The 20,293-nt window shown below is 64.5% G+C and carries 18 protein-coding genes; 4 read left to right on the top strand and 14 right to left on the bottom strand.

Translation table 11 applies throughout. The annotated features are described in order from the left end of the window. Position 1: 1 nt before the first annotated feature. From AQZ49_RS03895 to AQZ49_RS03945, 11 genes are all read right to left on the bottom strand, one after another. Positions 2 to 862, bottom strand: coding sequence for a CheR family methyltransferase (locus AQZ49_RS03895; protein ID WP_082701303.1), 861 nt, complete (start codon positions 860 to 862; stop codon positions 2 to 4). Positions 863 to 886: 24 nt separating this feature from the next. Then, entirely contained in the window at positions 887 to 1,384 is a 498-nt protein-coding gene (locus AQZ49_RS03900; protein ID WP_067613132.1) for a chemotaxis protein CheW, read from the bottom strand. Between the two features lie 2 nt (positions 1,385 to 1,386). Then, positions 1,387 to 3,084 (bottom strand): methyl-accepting chemotaxis protein, encoded by a 1,698-nt coding sequence (locus tag AQZ49_RS03905; protein WP_067613134.1) that lies wholly within the window; start codon positions 3,082 to 3,084, stop codon positions 1,387 to 1,389. Between the two features lie 25 nt (positions 3,085 to 3,109). After that, positions 3,110 to 3,613: a chemotaxis protein CheW gene (locus tag AQZ49_RS03910; RefSeq protein WP_067613136.1), complete on the bottom strand. Its 504-nt coding sequence runs from the start codon at positions 3,611 to 3,613 to the stop codon at positions 3,110 to 3,112. Between the two features lie 2 nt (positions 3,614 to 3,615). Beyond that, on the bottom strand, positions 3,616 to 5,436 hold the full coding sequence (locus AQZ49_RS03915) for a methyl-accepting chemotaxis protein (RefSeq protein ID WP_067613138.1): 1,821 nt from the start codon (positions 5,434 to 5,436) through the stop codon (positions 3,616 to 3,618). Positions 5,437 to 5,459: 23 nt separating this feature from the next. Continuing rightward, on the bottom strand, positions 5,460 to 7,400 hold the full coding sequence (locus AQZ49_RS03920) for a chemotaxis protein CheA (protein WP_067613141.1): 1,941 nt from the start codon (positions 7,398 to 7,400) through the stop codon (positions 5,460 to 5,462). Beyond that, positions 7,397 to 7,765 carry a response regulator gene (locus AQZ49_RS03925; protein WP_067613146.1) on the bottom strand — a complete coding sequence of 123 codons (369 nt, stop codon included), beginning with the start codon at positions 7,763 to 7,765 and terminating at the stop codon, positions 7,397 to 7,399. Before AQZ49_RS03925 ends, AQZ49_RS03920 begins: the two co-directional genes overlap by 4 nt. Beyond that, a complete protein-coding gene (locus AQZ49_RS03930; RefSeq protein ID WP_067613148.1) occupies positions 7,762 to 8,058 on the bottom strand; it encodes an STAS domain-containing protein in 297 nt (98 codons plus the stop codon). Before AQZ49_RS03930 ends, AQZ49_RS03925 begins: the two co-directional genes overlap by 4 nt. 77 nt (positions 8,059 to 8,135) lie before the next feature. Beyond that, entirely contained in the window at positions 8,136 to 9,392 is a 1,257-nt protein-coding gene (locus tag AQZ49_RS03935; RefSeq protein WP_067613150.1) for an MFS transporter, read from the bottom strand. Between the two features lie 5 nt (positions 9,393 to 9,397). Then, a complete protein-coding gene (locus AQZ49_RS03940; RefSeq protein WP_197410907.1) occupies positions 9,398 to 10,528 on the bottom strand; it encodes a nuclear transport factor 2 family protein in 1,131 nt (376 codons plus the stop codon). After that, on the bottom strand, positions 10,525 to 11,292 hold the full coding sequence (locus tag AQZ49_RS03945) for an alpha/beta fold hydrolase (RefSeq protein ID WP_067613154.1): 768 nt from the start codon (positions 11,290 to 11,292) through the stop codon (positions 10,525 to 10,527). The genes AQZ49_RS03940 and AQZ49_RS03945 overlap by 4 nt, the downstream gene beginning before the upstream one ends. A 180-nt stretch (positions 11,293 to 11,472) precedes the next feature. On the opposite strand from AQZ49_RS03945, the gene AQZ49_RS03950 reads away from it, so the two are divergent. After that, positions 11,473 to 12,492 (top strand): cupin domain-containing protein, encoded by a 1,020-nt coding sequence (locus AQZ49_RS03950; RefSeq protein WP_067613494.1) that lies wholly within the window; start codon positions 11,473 to 11,475, stop codon positions 12,490 to 12,492. A 58-nt stretch (positions 12,493 to 12,550) separates the two neighbouring features. On the opposite strand, the gene hisD is transcribed toward AQZ49_RS03950, so the two are convergent. Next, positions 12,551 to 13,846: a histidinol dehydrogenase gene (gene hisD / locus AQZ49_RS03955; protein ID WP_067613155.1), complete on the bottom strand. Its 1,296-nt coding sequence runs from the start codon at positions 13,844 to 13,846 to the stop codon at positions 12,551 to 12,553. 177 nt (positions 13,847 to 14,023) lie between these two features. Between hisD and AQZ49_RS03960 the strand changes: the two genes are divergently transcribed. From AQZ49_RS03960 to AQZ49_RS22110, 3 genes are all read left to right on the top strand, one after another. Beyond that, positions 14,024 to 15,076 (top strand): LacI family DNA-binding transcriptional regulator, encoded by a 1,053-nt coding sequence (locus tag AQZ49_RS03960; protein WP_156428120.1) that lies wholly within the window; start codon positions 14,024 to 14,026, stop codon positions 15,074 to 15,076. Between the two features lie 238 nt (positions 15,077 to 15,314). Further along, positions 15,315 to 17,606 carry a TonB-dependent receptor gene (locus AQZ49_RS03965; RefSeq protein WP_197410908.1) on the top strand — a complete coding sequence of 764 codons (2,292 nt, stop codon included), beginning with the start codon at positions 15,315 to 15,317 and terminating at the stop codon, positions 17,604 to 17,606. Positions 17,607 to 17,820: 214 nt separating this feature from the next. After that, positions 17,821 to 18,228, top strand: coding sequence for a hypothetical protein (locus tag AQZ49_RS22110; RefSeq protein ID WP_156428121.1), 408 nt, complete (start codon positions 17,821 to 17,823; stop codon positions 18,226 to 18,228). A gap of 44 nt (positions 18,229 to 18,272) precedes the next feature. Here AQZ49_RS22110 and AQZ49_RS03970 read toward each other — a convergent pair whose 3' ends face one another. Together AQZ49_RS03970 and AQZ49_RS03975 are read right to left on the bottom strand one after the other, a co-directional pair. Continuing rightward, positions 18,273 to 19,538 carry an amidase gene (locus AQZ49_RS03970; RefSeq protein ID WP_067613163.1) on the bottom strand — a complete coding sequence of 422 codons (1,266 nt, stop codon included), beginning with the start codon at positions 19,536 to 19,538 and terminating at the stop codon, positions 18,273 to 18,275. Beyond that, a complete protein-coding gene (locus tag AQZ49_RS03975) occupies positions 19,535 to 20,293 on the bottom strand; it encodes an HpcH/HpaI aldolase family protein (protein WP_067613165.1) in 759 nt (252 codons plus the stop codon). Before AQZ49_RS03975 ends, AQZ49_RS03970 begins: the two co-directional genes overlap by 4 nt.

Here is a 20,293-nt window from a genome sequence, read left to right on the forward strand (position 1 = left end):
ATCACCTCCGCCGGTAAATGGTGTTGGTGACCAGTTCGAGGCGTGGATCACTACCCGCCGCGCCCTCGGAATGGCCAAGGAACAGGAACCCGCCCGGGTTCAGATTGTCGACCAGGCGCGACACCACCTGGCGCTGGACGGTCTTGTTGAAATAGATCAGCACGTTGCGGCAAAAGATCAGATCCATCGGTTTGCCCACCGGATAGGCGCTGTCCATCAGATTGAGCTGGGCAAAGCCGATCGTGGCGCGCAAGGGCGCGCTGATGCGCACATCGCCGCGCTGCTTGTCGCGCGATTCCATCACATAGGCGTTGCGCAGCGCGGGCGGCACGGGATCGATCAGTTCGCTGGGATAGATGCCGCGCCGTGCGGTTTCCAGCACATCGGTGTCGATATCGGTGGCCAGGATGCCATAGCCCGGCCCGCCGTGCTGTGTGGCAAAGGCATCGAGCACCATGGCCAGCGTATAAGGTTCTGCCCCGGTCGAACAGGCCGCACTCCACGCGCGAATGGAACTGCCCGATCGCGCCGCATAAGTGGGCAGGATCTGCTGGCTCAACACCGTAAAATGGATCGGTTCGCGGAAAAAATCGGTCTTGTTGGTGGTGACTGCATTGATCAGGTGCGACATTTCCGCCGCCAGGTTGCCATCGACGAACAGATGGCGGCAATAATCGTCGAGCAGCAGATTGCCCAGCGCGCGCGCGCGCCGTCGCAACCGGCCTTCGAGCATCACGCGTTTGGACGAGGGCATCTGGATGCCGCAACGATCGTTGATCAGCTTGGCCAGCCGGTCGAAATTGGCCTGGCTGAGCGTGTCCTCCGACAGGTCGTTCAGCGATAGCCGGGTGTGGGCGTTCAAGGCATGGATCCTTTTCTGGCCGGTTCAGGCCGCAGCGTCGAGCGGCAGCATCGGCGCCAGTTCGCTCCCGGTCAGCACCCCGGCAATATCGAGCAACAGCACGAAGCCGTCGCTGCGCCGCATCACCGAACGGATATATTCGGCCTGCCACTGGCCGCCGAAATCGGGGATGGATTCGATCGCGGTCCCGGAAAAACCTGTGACATCCAGCACTTTGTCGACCACCAGGCCCAGTACAAGGGTGCCTCCGTCGCGCCCGCTGCCGGGCAGGTCGACCACCAGGATGCGGGTGGTCTCATCGGCGGCGATTTCCGCCATGCCCAGCCGCAATCGCAGATCGATGATCGGAACCGACTGGCCGCGCACGTCGGTCAGGCCTTTGAGCCATTCGGGTGCGCCAGGCATGTGAAACGCCTCGCGGTGGTCGAGGATTTCGCGGACCATGTTGACCGGCAGGGCAAAGAATTCGGCGCCAAGCCGAAACACCACGGCCTGGATTTCGAGCGGCAGTGCATCGGACATGGTCAGGCCACCTTGCTGAAGGCGGCGTCCTCGGCATCTGGGCCGCCGCTGCTGAGATCGAGTGCAAAGCCGGTCAGGCGCGCCTTCTGGTCGCCGATCGATCCGCTGCGCGGTGCCTTTGGCGAGGCGGCCTTGCGCGGTGCCTTGGTGCGGGCTGCTGTGGCACGCGGCGCCGGTGCCTGGATGCGGGGTGCCTGGGGCGGCGTGGTGGCACCAAGCCGGAAATAGGATATCCCCTGTTGCAGTTCCTCGGCCTTGGTCGACAACTCGGACGAGGTGGCGGCGATCTGCTCGGATGCGGCGGAATTCTGCTGGGTAACGCTGTCGAGCTGCTGGATCGCCTGGTTGATCTGCGAGGTGCCGACATCCTGTTCGCGACACGCCGCGCTGATTTCCGACACCAGTTCGGCGGTGCGGCGGATATCGGGCACCAGCCGGGTCAACATGTCGCCAGCTTCCGCGGCGGCGGTTACCGTGCTGGACGAGACCGAGCTGATTTCGGCGGCGGCGGACTGGCTGCGTTCGGCCAGTTTGCGCACTTCGCTGGCGACCACCGCAAAGCCTTTGCCATGTTCGCCCGCGCGGGCCGCCTCGACTGCGGCGTTGAGCGCCAGCAGGTCGGTCTGGCGCGCGATTTCCTGCACGATGCCGATCTTTTCGGCGATCGTGCGCATCGCGACGACGGCCTTTTGCACGGCCACGCCGCTGGTTTCGGCATCCTTGGCCGACTGGCGCGCGATCTTTTCGGTCTGCGCCGCGTTGTCGGCGTTCTGCTTCACGTTGGCGGCCATTTCCTCGATCGAGGCAGAGGCCTCCTCGGTGCTCGCGGCCTGTTCGCTGGCGCCTTGCGACACTTGTTCGGAGGTCGACGACAACTGCTGGCTGCCGGCCGCGACATCCTGCGCGACCAGCGTGGTGGTGCCGAGCACCTCGCGCAGGCGGGCGATCATGGTGTTGAGCTCGCCGATCAGGTCGGAAATCTCGTCATTGCCGGCATAGCTGGCATCGCGGGTCAGATCGCCGCTGGCAACGGCCTCGACGGCGGTGGTGGCCGCTGACAGGCCCTTTGACACCGTGCTGCGGACCCACAGCGCCCCGCCTGCGGCGATCACCAGCGCCAGCGCCGAAACCGCGATCAGCATCGAGCGCGCACTGGCGAATTCGTCACCCGATTCGGTGACCGCCTGCTTCATCGCCTGATCCTGCAGCTTGACCAGTTGGTCGATCGATCCGGCAATACCGTTGACCAGATCGCGCGACCGGGTGGTGGTCAGCTTGGCGGCATCGGCGGTGCGGTGTGCGGCGACCAGTTGGCGAACCTGGTCGTTGACCTGGGTATAGTCGTTCCATTTCTGCTGCACTTCCAGCCACAGCGGTTTGCCCTGTTCGCTGGCCAGCGTGATCCCTTTGGTCAGGGTCGCCTGCACTTCTTCGCGCGCCGCCATCATGCGGGTTTCATTGGCCTGGACTTCTGCATCGGTGGTGTCGAGCACCGCGTTCTTTTCCATGCGCACCACGGTCGCGACCTGGCCATCGACGGTCTGCGCCAGCGCGAGCCGCTGGACCGGACCATCGATCACCGCCGACAGGTTGGCGTTGAGGCTGCTCATCCGGCTGACCCCGGTGATCGCCACCGCCAGCAGCAGGACGATGATGATGGAAAACGACGCAACTATCTTGAGACTGATCGTGGGGCGCATGGATCGGTTCCTTGAATGAACGGTGTCAGGCTGCGGCGGCGGTTTCGCCCGCGCGCCCGGCAATCTGGTCGAAAATCATCACGAGATCGGGGATCAGCACGACATCGCCGCCGCGCCGCACCAGCGCGCGCAGCAACCCGCGCGGCCAGCGCACGCCGAGCGCGGGCGGCGGTTCGGCGTCGGCCTGGCGCAAGGTGGTCACTTCGTTGACCCGGTCGGTGCCGATCGCCAGGTGCAGCGTTTCGCCACCCAGTTCGAGTTCGAGCACGACCACTCGCGCATCGGCCGACAGCGTGTCACGCTGTAGACCGAAGGCGACGTGCAGATTGGCGAGCGGGATCACCGCGCCGCGAAAATTGATCACCGATGCGACCAGCGGATGCGCGCCATGAACCATGGTTTCGGGCAGGGGGTCTAGGATTTCGCGGACCAGCCCGGCTTCGATCGCCAGCGTTTCGCCGTGCACGTCGAACGTCAGCACTTCGAGCGTGCCATCCTCGGCCCAGCCGATTGTCGTGTTGTCTGCCATGGTCAAGCCACCTTGCCAAATTCGGAGTCCTCGGAATCGGGACCGCCTGTCGAAAGATCGAGGGCAAACCCGCTCAACCGCGCACGCTGATCGCCGATCGATCCGGCCGTCCGCGCCGGGGTCACCTTGCGCGCGGGTTTGCCCCGGGGCGGAGCCTTGGCGGTCGGCACGGCTCTGGCCTCCGGCGCCTGTGTGCGTGCGGCGACGCGTATGCCGTGATCGAGCCGGAAATAGGCGATCCCTTGTTGCAGTTCCTCGGCCTTGGCCGACAACTCGGCTGAAGTGGCTGCGATCTGTTCGGATGCGGCGGAATTCTGCTGGGTCACGCTGTCAAGCTGCTGGATCGCCTGGTTGATCTGCGAGGTGCCGACATCCTGTTCGCGACACGCCGCGCTGATTTCCGACACCAGTTCAGCGGTGCGGCGGATATCGGGCACCAGCCGGGTCAACATGTCGCCAGCTTCCGCGGCGGCGGTTACCGTGCTGGATGACACGGCGCTGATTTCGGCAGCGGCGGACTGGCTGCGTTCGGCCAGTTTGCGCACTTCGCTGGCGACCACTGCAAAGCCTTTGCCATGTTCGCCCGCGCGGGCCGCTTCGACTGCGGCATTGAGCGCCAGCAGGTCGGTCTGGCGCGCGATTTCCTGCACGATACCGATCTTTTCGGCGATCGTGCGCATCGCGACGACGGCCTTTTGCACGGCCACGCCGCTGGTTTCGGCATCCTTGGCCGACTGGCGCGCGATCTTTTCGGTCTGCGCCGCGTTGTCGGCGTTCTGCTTCACGTTGGCAGCCATCTGCTCGATCGCGGCAGAGGCTTCCTCGGTGCTCGCGGCCTGTTCGCTGGCGCCTTGCGACACTTGTTCGGAAGTCGACGACAATTGCTGGCTGCCGGCCGCGACATCCTGCGCAACTTGCGAAGTGGTGCCCAGCACGTTGCGCAGACGACCGATCATCGCGGCCATGGCATGGCCCAGCTTGTCCTGCGCCGACAATGGCGTGCTGGTCACGGTCAGATCGCCTTCGGCAATCGCCACCGCCACGCCAGCCGATTGCGACAGGTTTTCGGCCATCGCGTTGACCTGACCGATCAGGTCGGCAATCTCGTCGTTGGTGCTGACCGCGATACGGGTGTCGACATCGCCCAGCGCCATTGACCCGATGGCCTCGCCGACACGGGCGATCCCGCGCGAAACCTGCCTGGAAATCCATACCGCGCCGCTGATTGCCGCCACAATCGCTGCCGCGGCAATCGCCAGCAGCAGCATGCGGGCATCGACATATGTCTGATTGGCCAGCGCGGCGGCGTCCTTCAACCGCTGTTCCTGCAGCACGACAAGCTGATCGAGCGTACTGTCGATTGCGTTGGCCAGATCCCGCGAGCGTGTCCGGCTCACTTCGGCTGCTTCATCCGACCGGTCGGCCATGGCCAGCTTGCGCACTTCGTCGCTGGTCTGGATATAATCATTCCACTTTTGCAGCGCCTGCTGCCACATCGGGCGACCTTCTTCGGACGTGCGGGCAAGTCCCTGGTTAAGCAAATTCTGCATCGTGTCGCGCGCGGCCAACAGCTTGGTATCGACATCCTTTCGATCTGCCGGACTGGTCGCGAGCACCTCGTTTTTTTCAAGACGCACGACGGCGGACAGCCGTTCTTCCAACTTTTCGTCGTAGTTGAGGCGGCGGACGGGACCATCGATGAGGTTGTTGATAGTGTCGTCCAGTATGCCCATGCGGCTGACGGCGAACCCTGCAACCACGAGCAACAGGACAATGATGGCCGCAAATGTCCCGGCGAGCTTCAGCCTGATGGTCGGCCGCATGATCAAACTCCTAGAAAGATGGTTCAGCCGACCGCGCGCAGCCGGTCTTCCCGACCGCCCGCAGCGGCGAGCAGATGTCCGATGTCGAGGATAAGCGCGACTGTGCCGTCGCCCAGGATGGTGGCGCCGGCAAAGGCGGCGGCGCCTTTCTGCAAGGGCGACATCGATTTGATCACGGTCTGGTGGCTGCCGATGATCTGGTCGACCACCAGCCCTACGCGCGACGAACCGCTGGCCACCACCACGATTTTCTGGAACGGGTCGGCCGGTTCGCTGACCGCGAACAAGTCGCGCAGCCGCACAAACGGCACCAGCCGCTCGCGCAGCGTGATCAGGCTGCGGCCCTGCGACCGGGTATCGTCGGCGGTGCTCAGTTCAAGGCATTCCTCGACCGCCGCCAGGGGCAGCACGTACCGGCCCGAACCGACGCGCACCAGCAGCCCCTCGATGATCGCCAGCGTCAGCGGAATGCGCAGCGAGATCGTGCTGCCGTGTCCCGGCTGGCTGGCAATCTCGATCGTGCCGCGCAGGGCTTCGATGGTGCGCTTGACCACGTCCATGCCGACGCCCCGGCCCGACAGGCTGGTAACTTTGGTGGCGGTTGAAAAACCGGGGTGAAAGATGAACTGGATCAGGTCGTGATCGGGGATCGGCGCGCCGGGTTCGATCAAGCCGTTGGCCTCGGCACGGGCGCGCACGCGGTCGATATCGATGCCCCGGCCATCGTCGGTGATGGTGATCACCACCTGGCCGCCCGACTGGCACGCGGCCAGACGCACCGTGCCGGTGGGCGATTTGCCCGCCGCGCGCCGCGCCTCGGCATCTTCCAGCCCGTGGTCGCAACTGTTGCGCACCAGATGGACCAGCGGATCGAACAGGCGTTCGACCACTGTCTTGTCAACTTCGGTGCCTTCGCCTTCGATTTCCAGATTGATGTCCTTGCCCGTCTCGCCCGCCAGATCGTGGACCAGGCGGCGGAACCGGCCGAACAGTTGCGCCACCGGCACCATGCGCAAGACCATCATGGTCGTGCGCAATTCGCCCGACAGGCGTTCGATTTCCTCGGATACCGAGCGCAGCGCGATGTTTTCGTTGCTGCTGGCGATCTGCGACAGGCGGCTTTGCGCGATCACCAGTTCGCCCACCCGGTTCATCACCGCGTCGAGCCGGTCGGCCGGGACGCGCACGGTTTCCACAGGCGCAGTGCGGGTCTGTTCGGTGCGCGGATCGGGATCGGGCTCGCCGTGGTCGGCGCTGGCCTGCGGGGCCGCGTCGGCAGGTTCCAGCGCGGTCAGTTCCAGTTCCATGTCGTCGAGCACGAACAGGAACACATCCTCGATCGCTTCCCTGCTGACCGCGCCGGTCAGCGTGATATCCCAGCCGATATGGCAATGGGCGGGATCGAGATCGGGCAGCGGCGGGATCGCATCGAGCAGCGCGGTAACCTGGCAGGGGCCCAACTCGGCAAGTTCGGCCAGCAGCGCCAGCGGATTGATCCCGCGCGCCATGGCATCGGGGGCAATGCGGAACCGCAGATGCCAGCCACCGCCGGCAGGCTGGGGCACCGGCGCCGTCTCGCCTTTGGGCGCACCGGTGGCCTTGGCCATTTCGGTTTCGAGCTGGGCCAGGAGTGTTGCCCCGGCGTCGTCCTTCGCCTCGCCATGCAACAGGCGACGCATATGGTCGCACGCCGCCAGAATCACCGACACCAGAGGGCCGGTCGCGGGCACCTGACCCTTGCGCACCTGATCGAACGCGGTTTCGCAATGGTGGGTAAAATTGGCCAGCGCATCAAAGCCGAACATCGCGCCCGACCCCTTGACGGTGTGCAGCCCGCGAAACACCGCGTTGATCACCGCCATGTCGTCGAGCCGCTCGTTCAGATCGAGCAGCGCGCTTTCCACCGCATCGAGCACATCGGAAGCTTCGACCAGAAAGGCGGCAATCGGATCATCACTGCTCATCGACCCAGCACCTTCTTGGCTACGCGCACGATCTGGTCGGGCTGAAATGGCTTGACCAGCCAGCCGGTCGCCCCGGCGGCCTTGGCCTGCGCCTTGACCCCGTCATCGCTTTCGGTGGTGACAAAGATCACCGGAATACCTGCGCAGCCGGGCAGGCGGCGCAATTCGCGGATCATCGTCAGCCCGTCCATGCGCGGCATGTTGAGATCGGTGACGACCATGTCGAACCGTCCGGCGCCCAGCTTGGCCAGTCCTTCGGCGCCATCTCCGGCCTCGGTCACGGTGTAGCCCGCGCCCGACAGGGCGATGCGGATCGCCATGCGCACGCTGGCGCTGTCGTCGACGGTCAAAATCGATGCAGTCATGGTTGATCGGCTCCATGGGTCCAGAATGGAATCGAGGTGTCGTCGCCAATGCCGGCCCGCGCGAGCACGTCGCGCACCGCTACGGGGGCGGGCGCAGCCAGGCGAAGCTGTGCGCCAACCGCGTCCGCGTGGCGCCGGGCGGATTCGATGATCTGGACAAAGCCGAGATCGGCGGACGTGATCCCGCCGATATCGAGCACGGTGGTTGTGCCGGGTGTAATTGAATCGAGCAATTCGCGCTGTAAATCGCCGCCGTTACGCAGATCCTGGTCGCCGCAGAGTGTCAGTGTCATGCCCGGATACCTCGTGTGTCCGGACATTCCTTAAGGCGGCACGACTTAATTCAGACCATGCCCATAGTTCTGGAATGCTACGTATCGGGCGCAAGTGTGCGGCGGCGCGGCGCCAGTGTTTCACGCTGTGTCAGCCAGATCAGCGCGGCGAGCGAAAAGGCCACGGCCGCGCTCGACATGGCGGTGGCCATGCCGGCGCTTTCGGCGATGCGCGCGGTAATCAGCGGCGCGAAAAAGCTGATCAGGCGGCCCCAGTTGAAAATCGACGCGGCGGTCGATTGCAGATGTGGGGGATAGAGTTCGGCCATCCACGCGCCCCAGATCACACTGGAACACAATGTCGCGCCATAGACCAGGCCCAGCAGTTTCAGCACCAGCACATCCGATGGCACCAGCAGATATCCGGCGATGGCGAGGGCGGCGATGAAAAACCCGATCGCGTTGAACCGGCGGCCAAACCGGTCTGCCGCCCAGCCCCAGAAAAACCCGCCCGCGATATTGCCGGTGAATTGCCAGGCGACCAGTTGCCCGGCCAGCGCCGCCGACAAGTGGCGTTCGCCGGTCAGATACGTGGTCAGCCAGCCGCTGAAGGCGGCATAGCCAAAGAAATTGAGCCCGGTCATCGCCGCCAGCGCCAGCGTCTGGCGGCGCACGGCGGGGGCAAACAGTTCGCTGATCGGCAGCGCGGCGCCCTTGCGCCGCACCAGATCGATCGCCGACCCGGCCGGGATCAGCGCATAGCCCGCCATCGCCAGCACCAGCGGCGGAATGCCGCCGCCCCACAGCAGCACGCGCCAGTTGCCCGGCCCGACCTGGCCCATGGCAAAGCCCAGCGCGACGATCGCCAGGCTGAAACAGGCGTTGAGCAGGCTGGCCAGCCGCCCGCGCACGCCGGGCCCGAACAAGTTGACATAGATGCCCACCCCGACCGGAAAGCTGGCGCCGGTAAACAGCCCCAGCGCAAACCGTTGTGCCAGCAATTCGGGATAGGAGGCGACCCAGGCCCCGGCGATCAGCATCGCGCCATAGCCCGCCACCAGCAACGGAAACATCCGCCGCCGCCCGAACCGGTCGGCCAGTTGCCCGATCACCACTGCGCCGATCAGCGCGCCCGCGCCTTGCGCCGAATAGGCCGATCCCGCCGCCACCAGCGACAGATCGAGCGAGGCGCGGATGAACGGACGCAGCACGTCGACCGTGTTCCACGCCCAGCCATAGAGAAATTCGCACACCATCAGCAGTGCAAAGATTGCCACCTGCCGCACCAGCCCCGGCCGGGGCGGGGCAGATGCGACGGCGTGGCGGGGCAGGGGTTCGCTGATGGCGGTGGTCATCGCGATCAGGCCGCGGCCTGGATCGCGGCGAGCTTCAACTGCACCAGCATCGAAAATTCGTCATAGACCGCCCATTCGTCGATGATCTTGCCATCGCGCACGTGGAAATGGGTGACGCCCATCACCGACAGATGGTGCCCGGTCGGCACGCCGAGCGAGCCATAGCCCAGGTGATGGCCATCGATCAGCCAGCGCACGGCATATTTCACGCCGCCTTCTTCGCTGTCGACCGAACAGATGTGTTGCGGCACGAACGCGGCATCGGGGATCATCGCCACCAGCTTGATGGTCTGCTGCAACACGGCGGCCACGCCATAGAGTTCGCGCATAAGCGGCCCGTGCCACTGGCAATTGGCGGCATAGATATCGCTGATCGTGCCGAACATGCGCTGGTTATAGATGCGGTGCAGCCAGCGCAGCAGCTCTGCCTCGCCCTCGGTATGGGCGATCGACAGGTCGGCGGCGCTTTCGGGCGGATATTGGCCGAGCAGGCGGCGGTTTTCCGACAAATCGAGCACGGTTTCACCCGAATCGAATTTCCGTTGCGCCAACGCCTGCGCAAAGACGTGCGGATCGAGGCCGACCTGGACCAGCGGTCCCATGTTGTCGCGCACGATCCATTCCTTGTAGATGCGGTTTTCCAGGATCATGCAATCGGCCACGGTGCGCGTGCAGAACGTGCGCCCGGTCGGTTTGCCCCAACTGCCAAATTCGGTGTGGCGCCCCAGACCATGCGTCATGTGGCTGGTGTAGAACCCGTTTACGTCATCGCCGTTCCAGATCACCTGTTGCGCCATGCCGCGCCGGTCGGGAAATTCGGCCAGTCGCTGGATGGTGTCGCGAATGTGGGTTTCGCGATCATACATCGTGCCCAGTGTGGTGTAGGCCACGCAATTGTGCGTGTAATGGGTATAGATCAGCCCGACATCGCGTTCGTCCCAGATACGGTGGGTGCAACGGATGATGTAATCGACGATATCGGTGTAGCAATCGTCAAACCCGCGCATCGATTGCACGCGCGCGCGGTTTTCGGGCACCAATTGGGTGAAATCGCGGCGCTCGACTTGCAGGACGCGGCCATTGTCGACCGCCACGGGAGCAGCGGCGGGTTTTTTGGGGGAAGGGCTGTCAGTCACGAAACCTCCATGGGTGAAGAGCGCTCAATCGGGGTGTGGCCGGTGGTAAGCCAGTCGCCAAGCGCAGTCGCGCAGGCGTCGGGTGCTTCCAGCGGCAGAAAATGTCCGGCCTCGGCGATCATCCGCAAGGTTGCGCAAGGCAAGCCCCCGGCCAGTTCCTGTTGCAACAAGGGCGGCGCGATCGCATCGCGCGCGCCGCCCAGCACGAGCGCAGGCATCGCCATCGACGCCAGCCGCGCGCGTTTGTCGTTGCGGGTCAGCGCCAGTTCGGTCTGTTGGCGCAGTGTGTCGGGCGGCGCGGCGCGGGCCATGGCGATGATCGATGCGCGCAAGGCCGCATCGTTGAGCCGCGACGGGGCAACCGAACGCGGCCACAGCACATTGCCGACCAGATCTTCGGGCGCCAGATCGGCGATCGCGCGGCGCATCGGGCAATCCGCCGCCGGGACAGCACGCGCATTGCCCGCAATCAGCACCAAGGCGGCAACCCGCTCCGGCGCGCGGGCGGCGATATGCAGCGCAACGATCGCACCGAGCGAAAATCCCACCGCGATGAACCGGGGCGGCGCCTCGGCCAGAATGGCGCCGGCCTGGCTGTGGACATTGTCATACCCGGTCATCGTGCCATGGTGCACGGTGCGCCCGGCCATCGCCGGGCCGCCGTTGAGCGCGGCCAGCATTGGTGCAAACACCCGTGCATCGCACAAAGTGCCGGGCAGCATCAGCAGGGGTGCGGCGCGATCGATCGCCACGGGCGCAGGCATGCAGTCTCCCCACAGGCCCTGGTGCGGCCTGCATCTTGAAAATTTTGTAGCACGGCACGCGCCTTGCGGCTTGCGCTGCGACGGGCAATGGCTTAGCACAATTGCATTCGAATGCAAGAGGCGCGCTGGCCCTGTCTCGACACAGCCGGGCGGTGTTGCCCCCCAACCATGGAGCAAAGTGTGACCGAATGGACCAACGAGGCCATGGCTGCGCGGCTTGTCCGCTATGCCGATCTCGTGCCCTGCCGCACCGCCTTTATCGACACCCGCACGCCGGGTTCGACCGAGAAGGAAAATTTCACGATCATCGGCGCCGGGGTGTCGGAAAGCGCGGACCAGTTCGTGCACATCACCCAGCCGCACGGCTTCAACATCGGCGCCGCGCGTCAGCCGGGGGGCTGCGTCAATTCGCAGCACAGCCATGAAACCGCCGAAGTGTTCGTGGTACATTCGGGCCAGTGGCGGCTGCTGTTCGGACCCAATCGCGAAGACGGCACGCTCGACATCGGGCCCGGCGATGTCGTCTCGGTGCCGACGCGGATGTTTCGCGGGTTCGAAAACATCGGCGATCACACGGGATTTCTGTGGGTCGTGCTGGGCGAGGATGATCCGGGCCGGGTGACCTGGGCCCCGGCGGTGTTCGAGGCGGCGGCCGATCACGGGCTGCGGCTGAGCAAGAGCGGCATGCTGATCGACACCAGCAGCGGCGAAGCAGTCTTGCGCGAAGCGGAAATGGCCGAGGCGATCGATCCGCAGGCGACGGCGGACCTCGCCACGCCGTCGCTCGACCGGCTGATGCAATGCGTGGCGCGTGCCGATGCGCGACCGGGCAATCCGGATTCGCCGCTCGCCGCCGAGGGCGTTGCCGAAGCCGGGGTGATCGTGCCGCAGGCGACGTCTGACGGCTTTGCCGCCGGGCCGATCGTCGGCTGGTGGCGCCACGGCTTCAACTTGCGCCAGTTGACTCTGCAATCGGGCGCCTATGTGCCGCATCACAGCCGCGCCGAGGCCGAAGTGCTGTTCATCCAGAGCGGCACACTCGAAGTGAGCTGGCCCGAAGGCAGCCTGATCATGGGGGCGGGCGATACGCTGACTGTGCCGATCGGTCTGCCCCGCGCGTTCCGCAACACCGCCTCGGTGCCATGTGTGGCCTTCGTGGTGCGCGGCACCGACGATCCGGCGCGGCCGGTGTTCGCCTGATCGCACAAGCCCGAATGGTCGACGGCGGCGCGGGCCCACCCGCGCCGCCGTTTTCGTATCAGACCGTCAGGCCAAGCCGCTGATAGCGGATCGCGGCGGCCTTCTGGTGGCCTTCAAGTCCCTCGCTGCCGCTCTGCCGGATGGCGGGCAGGGCAACGGTCGGGATGGCGCGGTCCTCGATCCACTGATGCGTGGCGATCTTGACGTACGAGCCGACCCACAGCCCGCCGGTATAGCGGCCCGCGCCCATCGTCGGCAGCGTGTGGTTGGTGCCGACATTCTTGTCCGAATAGACCACGCTGGCGTTTTCGCCGATGAACAGCGATCCGTAATTGCGCAGTTTGGCCGCGAAATCATGCGGATCGCGGGTGTGCACTTGCAAATGTTCGGCGGCGACATGGTCGGAATAGGCGATCATCGCGGCTTCATCATCGCACAGCACGATCTCGCCGTAATTGGCCCAGCTTTCCCCCGCGACGGCTGCGGTCGCCAGCGTCTGCAACTGGCGTTCGACTTCGCGCACGGTGGCCTCGGCGAGCGCGCGGTCGGTGGTGATCAGCCCGACGCGGGTGCGCAGATCATGCTCGGCCTGACCCAGCAAATCGCAGGCGATCAGTTCGGGATCGCCGGTCGCATCCGCAACCACAAAGATTTCCGAGGGGCCCGCCAACTGGTCGATGCCGACCGGACCGAACACCTGGCGCTTGGCCTCGTTCACAAATGCGTTGCCGGGGCCCATTATCTTGTGGACTTGCGGTACGGTCTGCGTGCCATAGGCCATTGCCGCGATCGCCTGCGCGCCGCCGATGCGGAAAATGCGGTCGGCGCCCGATAGATGGCAACCGGCGATCATCGCGCGGTGGGCGTTGGGCGGCAGGCATGCGACGACTTCGCTGCATCCGGCCACTTTGCCGGGCACGATGGTCATGATCGGCGCCGACAACAGCGGAAACCGTCCGCCCGGCACATAGGCACCGATGCGCTCGATCGGGATGACGCGGTGGCCAAGGTGGATGCCCGGCAGCGGTTCGATCTCCAGCGGCAGGATGGTCGACAGTTGCGCCTCGGCAAAGCGGCGCACGTTGTCGATGGCGAATTCGGTGTCGGCGCGGGTCTGCGGGGCCAGTTCGTCGAGCGCGGCCTGACGGTCTGCGGCGGTGACCTCGAACTGGTCGAGATCGATCTTGTCGAATTGCGCGCCGTATTGCCGCACGGCTTCATCGCCGCGTGCCCGCACATCGGCGAGCACGTTGGCAACGATGCCGGTCACATCGCCGGCATCGACGAACTGGTCGCGCGCGGGCGCCTTGATATAGCGGGTGGTCTGGGCAAAGCCCGCGGGTGCGGATGTCATCGGTTTCTCCGTGGCATGGCAGGAAGGATCGGGTCGAGAGCGGCGGGTCATAATGAATTCGAATGCAAAAGTCACAGGAAATGTCACGTGGATTGCAGGGCAGGGTGGATGCGACAGCGTTTGCCCGAACGGGTCAAGGCGACTAGACGTTGATATGTCCCTTTTTCGACGGTGATCATGCCCAAACCGCAAACCAACAAGAAGACCACCGCAACGGGAATGGAAAAGGGGCGCCGACCCACTTCTTACGATGTGGCACGGATCGCCGGGGTGTCGCAATCGGCGGTTTCGCGCTGTTTTGCGCCCAATGCATCGATTGCCCCGGCCAAGCGCGCGCTGATCCTGAAAGTCGCCTCCGAAATCGGCTATCGCCCCAATGCGCTGGCGCAGGCGCTGATTTCCAAGCGCACCAACATTGTCGCGCTGATCATTTCGGCACGCACCAATCTCTATTATCCCGAAGTCCTGGCCGAATTGGGCGCGCGGCTGAGCGATCGCGACATTCGTGTGCTGCTGTTCACGCTGTCGGCGGAAAGCGATGTCGATGGCGTGCTCGACCAGATCTGGCGCCATTCGGTCGACGGGGTGATTTCGGCGGCGCGGATGAGCCCGGCGCAAATCGCGCTGTTTGCCGAACATCGCGTGCCGCTGGTGCTGTACAACCGCGTCGGCAGCGGCGCCCCGTCGGTGCGATGCGATTCGGTGGCGGGCGAGCGCGATCTGGTTGATCGGCTGCTGGCGGCGGGGCACACCCGCTTTGCCATCCTGTCGGGACCGGCCGACAATGTCGTCGCCGAAGAGCGGCGGCTGGCTGCGCTCTCTGCGCTGGCCGCTGCTGGAATCGGCGAAGTACCTGAAGAACGTGGTGATTTTTCCTATGCCAGCGGGCATCAGGCGCTGATCCGGCTGTACGAACGGTGCGGGACGATCGACACCGTGATCGCGGTGAGCGACCATATGGCGATCGGCGCAATCGATGCGGCGCGGATCACGCTGGGCCTGGCCGTGCCCGACGATCTGTCGGTGGTCGGGTTCGATGGCGCAGAACCCGCGCGCTGGGGTAGCTATGATGTGACCACGGTGCGCCAGCCGGTGCGGCGCATGACCGAAGCCGCCGTCGCCATGCTGATGGAACGGATCGAGGACCCGACCGCATTGTCCGAACAGCGCCTGTTCACCGGAGAACTGCTGCGCGGCAGCAGCGCACGACTCGCCGACAGCGATTTGTGAATTCGAATACGGCATTTCGCCGTTATTTCGGCGTGGCGTGGCGTGGAAAATTCGTCAGAAATCGATGCATGGCAGCCTGACATGAATTTTAATGTATTAATTTCAATATTTTAACACTTTATTTTGGTCTCCGCATTCCTTGCGCAAAGTCAATGACTTCGAATGCAAAAAGTCATGGACAACGCGCCGCCCCACCGATAGGCTCGCGTCATCAAGGGGCAATAAAAGGACAATGCTCATGCGAAGCATGTTTCGGGGAGTTTCGATTCTGGCGCTGATGGCCGCTTCGGCGCCAGCGATGGCTGCAGACAATGCCGGCCAACCCGCCGCCACCAGCGATACCGGCACCACCGACATCATCGTGACCGCCCAGCGCCGCGATGAAAAATTGCGCGACGTGCCGATTTCGATGACCGCGCTGTCGGCCGATGCGCTGCAAAAGCTGCATGCCGACAACATCGGTCGGCTCGAATTCGCCACCCCCGGTTTTACCTGGGGTTCGCAAGGGTCGGACTCGTTCCCCGCCATCCGCGGTGTGCGCACCAGCCTGGTGTCGGCGCAGAACGACCCGGTGATCGGTTTCTACATCGATGGCATCTATCAAAGCCGCACCCAGCAGCAGAGCATTCCGCTGTTCGACGTGGCGCGCGTCGAAGTGCTGCGCGGGCCGCAGGGCACGCTCTATGGCCGCAACACGTTTGGTGGTAATATCAGCGTGGTAACCCAGGATCCGACCAAGGATCCGGGTGTCGATATCAACCTCGATCGCGGCAACTGGAACGAAACGCGCATCGATGGCGCGATCAACATCCCGGTTACCGACAACCTGCAGGTCCGCTTTGCCGGGGTGTTCCAGCGCCACGACGGCTATGTCCATTCGACGTATCCGGGCGTCGTGCTCGATGACCTCAACGAAAATGCCCAGCGCGTCAGCGTGAAATGGACCCCCGCTTCGAATGTCGAGGTGTCGTTGCATGCCGGGATCTGGCGGCGCGACGATGCGGGGGCCGGGTCATACGGGTATAAAGTGGCGGGCACGCTGATCAATCCGGTCACCGGCTATCAATCGATCTATGGCCAGGCCTATGCGGTCAATCCGTCGGTTCCGGGCGGGCTGGTGGTCGGCGGCCAATCGATCGGCGTGCCGGTTACGGCGGGGCCGTGGACCAATGACTGGGATTACCAGCCGTTCGAACATATCGCCGAGGATTATGTGTCAGGCCAGATTGCGATCAATCTGGGCGCGGCCACGCTGAAAGCGATCACCGGCTATACCCATTTCCGCGCCGACCGCAGCGCCGACAACGACCAGTCGAGCGAGCATTTCCAGGCGTTCGGTTATGGCAACGGCATCCAGAACCCCGATACCAAGTCCGATGCATTCACCCAGGAAGTGCAGCTTGCCTCGAACGGCAACACCCGGCTGCAATGGATCGCCGGTCTCTATTATCTGCACGATTCGATCTTCGAGATCTATCAGCAGCAACTGACCGATCCGGGCGCGACCACCGACGGCTACAAGGAGACATCTGCGCTCCATACCGATGCTTTCGCGGTCTATGGCCAGGCCAGCTATGCGCTGATCCCCGATCAGCTCAAGGTTATCGGCGGTGCCCGCTATAGCTATGAAAAGAAGGCGTTTGCCTTTGCCGACTATGCCGACGCCCCGCCGGGAACCTATAATTTCACCACGCCTTACAGCCAGACTTCGGGCAGCCCCAGCTTCAACAGCGGAACCTGGCGCGCGGGCCTGCAATATACCCCCGATCGCAACACGATGCTTTATGCCACCGCGTCGACCGGGTTTGAATCGGGCGGGGTGAACGATACCGGCGGCGACAGCCAGATCCCGTCATCCTATTCGCCGCAGAAAGTCTGGGCTTATGAAGTCGGCGCAAAATCGCGCATTCTGAACGGCCTGGCGGATGTCGAACTGTCGGGATTCTACAACAAGTTCTCGAACCTGCAGATCAACGTCTATACCCCGCTGGTGTCGTACTTTGGCTCGGCGGGCAAGGCGCGCAGCTATGGCGGCGAACTGGCTTTGCGCACGCATCCGCTGCCCAATCTGCATATCGATGCCACCGCGGCGCTGATGAATGCCAAGTATACCTATTACATCAGCGGCAACAATTTCTATGGGGCGTCGGGCGGCACCGATCCGATCTCGCTCAATCTGGCGGGCAAGCAGATCCCGCAGTCGCCCGATTTCAAGGCAACCGTGCTGGTCGCCTATGACATCAGCCTGGGCGATGCGGGCATGATCACCCCGTCGGGCAGCGTGCTGCATTCGGCCAGCTATTACACTACCGATTACAACACCGTGCTCGACTGGCAGAAAAGCTATGAAAAGTTCGACGCCTCGCTGCGGTGGACCGCTGCCAATGGCAAGACCTATGTCGAAGCCTATGGCGACAACCTCAGCAATCAGGCCACGCTGCTGAGCGGCGTGATCGGCCGTCTGGAACGCATCCAGGTGTCCTATGCCGCGCCGCGCACTTATGGTGTGCGGGTCGGCACCAAGTTCTGACGCAAGCGACCGGCGGCGGGCCCGTCCCTTCAGGGGCCCGCCGCTGGTCACCTCTCCCACCTTGCGTTAACGCATGGGGCGGTTTGTCCGAACGGGGCAGGCCGCCCCTTTTTTGGCACTGCTATCGATTGTAAACAAACGCCGCGCCGACGGGCGCCTGCGCCCACTTGCGGACCACCGATCGAAAGACCATTGTAGCACTGAGGAGGCGACAATGACGGTATGGCGACGCTCGCTTGCAGCGATCACTTTCGTTACAGGAGGCGTTTGGTTCGCCTCATCCTTCAAGTTAATCGCGGTTCCGCCCAGGATATCTCGGGGATTCCTGCTAACCTATATGGTGCTGTGGGGCGTTTCCAGCATTTTAGACTGGCGGTCGCGTAAAGAGCAGCCACAAAAAGATCCATCGCCATCACAAAGTGCCGTAGGCGTAATCGTCGCTACCGGAATCGTTGCGGTAGTAGCAACTGCCCATGACCCGGCCTATGCTTCCAGCTATGTTGTTCCGGCGATAATTTTGATCGCTACGGCTTTTCTGGCAATCGCGGCCTCCCGCTTTGCATCGAAGAACCAAGGCAACATTGGTGAAGCTCGGTTTGATACAACTTCAAACGGCAGTTAACCTCCGCATCCGGTTATGCCCGCAGTCTATGCAATTGTCCCGTTTCAGGCGGCTTCGAGCTTGTGCGCCAGGGCGAACAGGCGCGCTTCCTCGCCATCGGGCAGCAGCAACTCCACGCCGATCGGGCGCGCGTCGGGCGTGCTGCGCACCGGCACGCTGATCGCGGGCCAGCCGGTGCGCGCTGCCAGTTCGGCGGCCCAGCCTCCGGCGGGATTGTCCAGGCTGTCGGGCACCACGCGCAGTGTGGGATAGATCAGGCCATCGACGCGCGCATCGGCCATCGCCCGCACCAGCGCCAGTTTCAGCCCGGCATGACGCGCCAGAATGCCCGCCGCCTGTGCCGGATCGGCGGCCATGCGGCGGTGCAAGGCCTCGGCATGGTCGGGCAGAAAGTCCCCGCCGGCGACCAGTTCGGCCAGCGAGCGTGGCGCAGTACCGGTCGCGAAATGATGCGCCAGATAGCGATCGAACGCGGCGGCAAACTCCACATCGACAATATGCGCGCCATCGAGCCATTCGGGCAGCGCGTCGCACACAAACGGATCGACCAGCGTCACCCCGGTGCGATCGAGCCGGGCACAGGCCACATCGAGCGCCTGCACGATACGCGGATCTTCGCCCTGCGCCATGCGCAACACGCCGACCCGCACGGGGCTTGTGCGATCGGCCAACGGGGCGACCGTGCCGCCCATCGCGCGATAGACCATCAGCGCATCGGCTACCGATGCCGCCAGCGGGCCAACGGTGTCTGTACTCGGCGCCAGCGGGGCGATCCCATGCATCGGCAGCGCGCCGTGTGCCGGGCGAAACCCGACCACCCCGCAGACGGCTGCGGGAATGCGGATCGATCCCCCGGTATCGGTGCCCAGCGCCACGCGGGCATAGCCGCAGGCCACCGCGACGGCCGATCCGCCGCTCGATCCGCCCGCCGTTGTCGCCGGATCGAACGGACACAGCACATCACCGCCCAGCGAGCTGCGCGAACGGATCTCGAACGAGAATTCCGACAAATTGGTCTTGCCAATCGGCACGGCCCCGGCGGCGCGCAGCCGCGCCACCACCGTCGCATCGCCCGGCGCCAGGGCCTGCGCCAGCGCGCGGCAACCCGATGTCGTGGCCATGCCTGCCAGATCGATATTGTCCTTGATCGCGATCGTCACGCCATGCAGCGCGCCGCGCGGGCCAATTGCGGCATCGATCGCCTCGGCCCGCGCCGCGGCCGTGGGATCGAGCGCGAGCATGGCGTGCCAGTGCTGGTCTTCGGCGGCGATCCGCGCCAGACCGGCGTCGAGCGCGGCGCGCGCGGTCATTGGCAGGCGGCAATCAGGCGCGCCGCGCCATCGAGCAGAAAACCGTGATCGGACCCGAGCAAAAACAGGCTGGCCCCCTTGTCGGCCCAGTATGGCACATCGCCGGGGCGCGCCAGGAACATGCCGATACGGCGATCATGGCGCAATCCGGCGGCGCAGATCCGTTCGACCGCCGCGACCACGCGCGGATCGTCCTGGGTCTGCGCGCCATAGGCCACAGTCAGGTCGGCGCGCCCGACAAACAGCGCATCGATCCCGTCGATGGCCGCAATCGCGTCGATCGCCTCGACCGCATCGGGGTCTTCGATCTGGGCGATCGCCACGGTTTGCGCGGCGCTGGCGGCCAGATGGTCGGCCATGGCGCGCGTGGTATAGCCGGCCGCGCGCGATGATCCGGCATAGCCGCGCCCGTTTTCGCCATAGTGGCAGGCGCGTGCGAACGCCGCCGCCTCGTCGGCGGTGCGGATATGCGGCGCAACCACGCCGGTTGCGCCGCAATCCAGCGCATTGAGGATATGTTCGGGGCTGGCCACCGGCACACGCACCAAGATCGGCATCTGACAGGCGCGGGCCATCGCCACGCAGCCGTCGATCGCCAGCCGGTCAAACGGGGCGTGTTCGGCATCGAGGCACAGGCAGTCGAGCGCAGACAGCGCCAGCACTTCGCTGACAATTGGCGAAGGCGTCTTGACGAAACAGCCGATCAGCCGTTCGGCGGAAAGCAGGCGTTGGCGAAAATCGCGGGCAGGGGGCAT

Origin of the sequence: Novosphingobium sp. FSW06-99, assembly GCF_001519065.1 — a bacterium.
Classification (GTDB): Bacteria; Pseudomonadota; Alphaproteobacteria; order Sphingomonadales; family Sphingomonadaceae; genus Novosphingobium.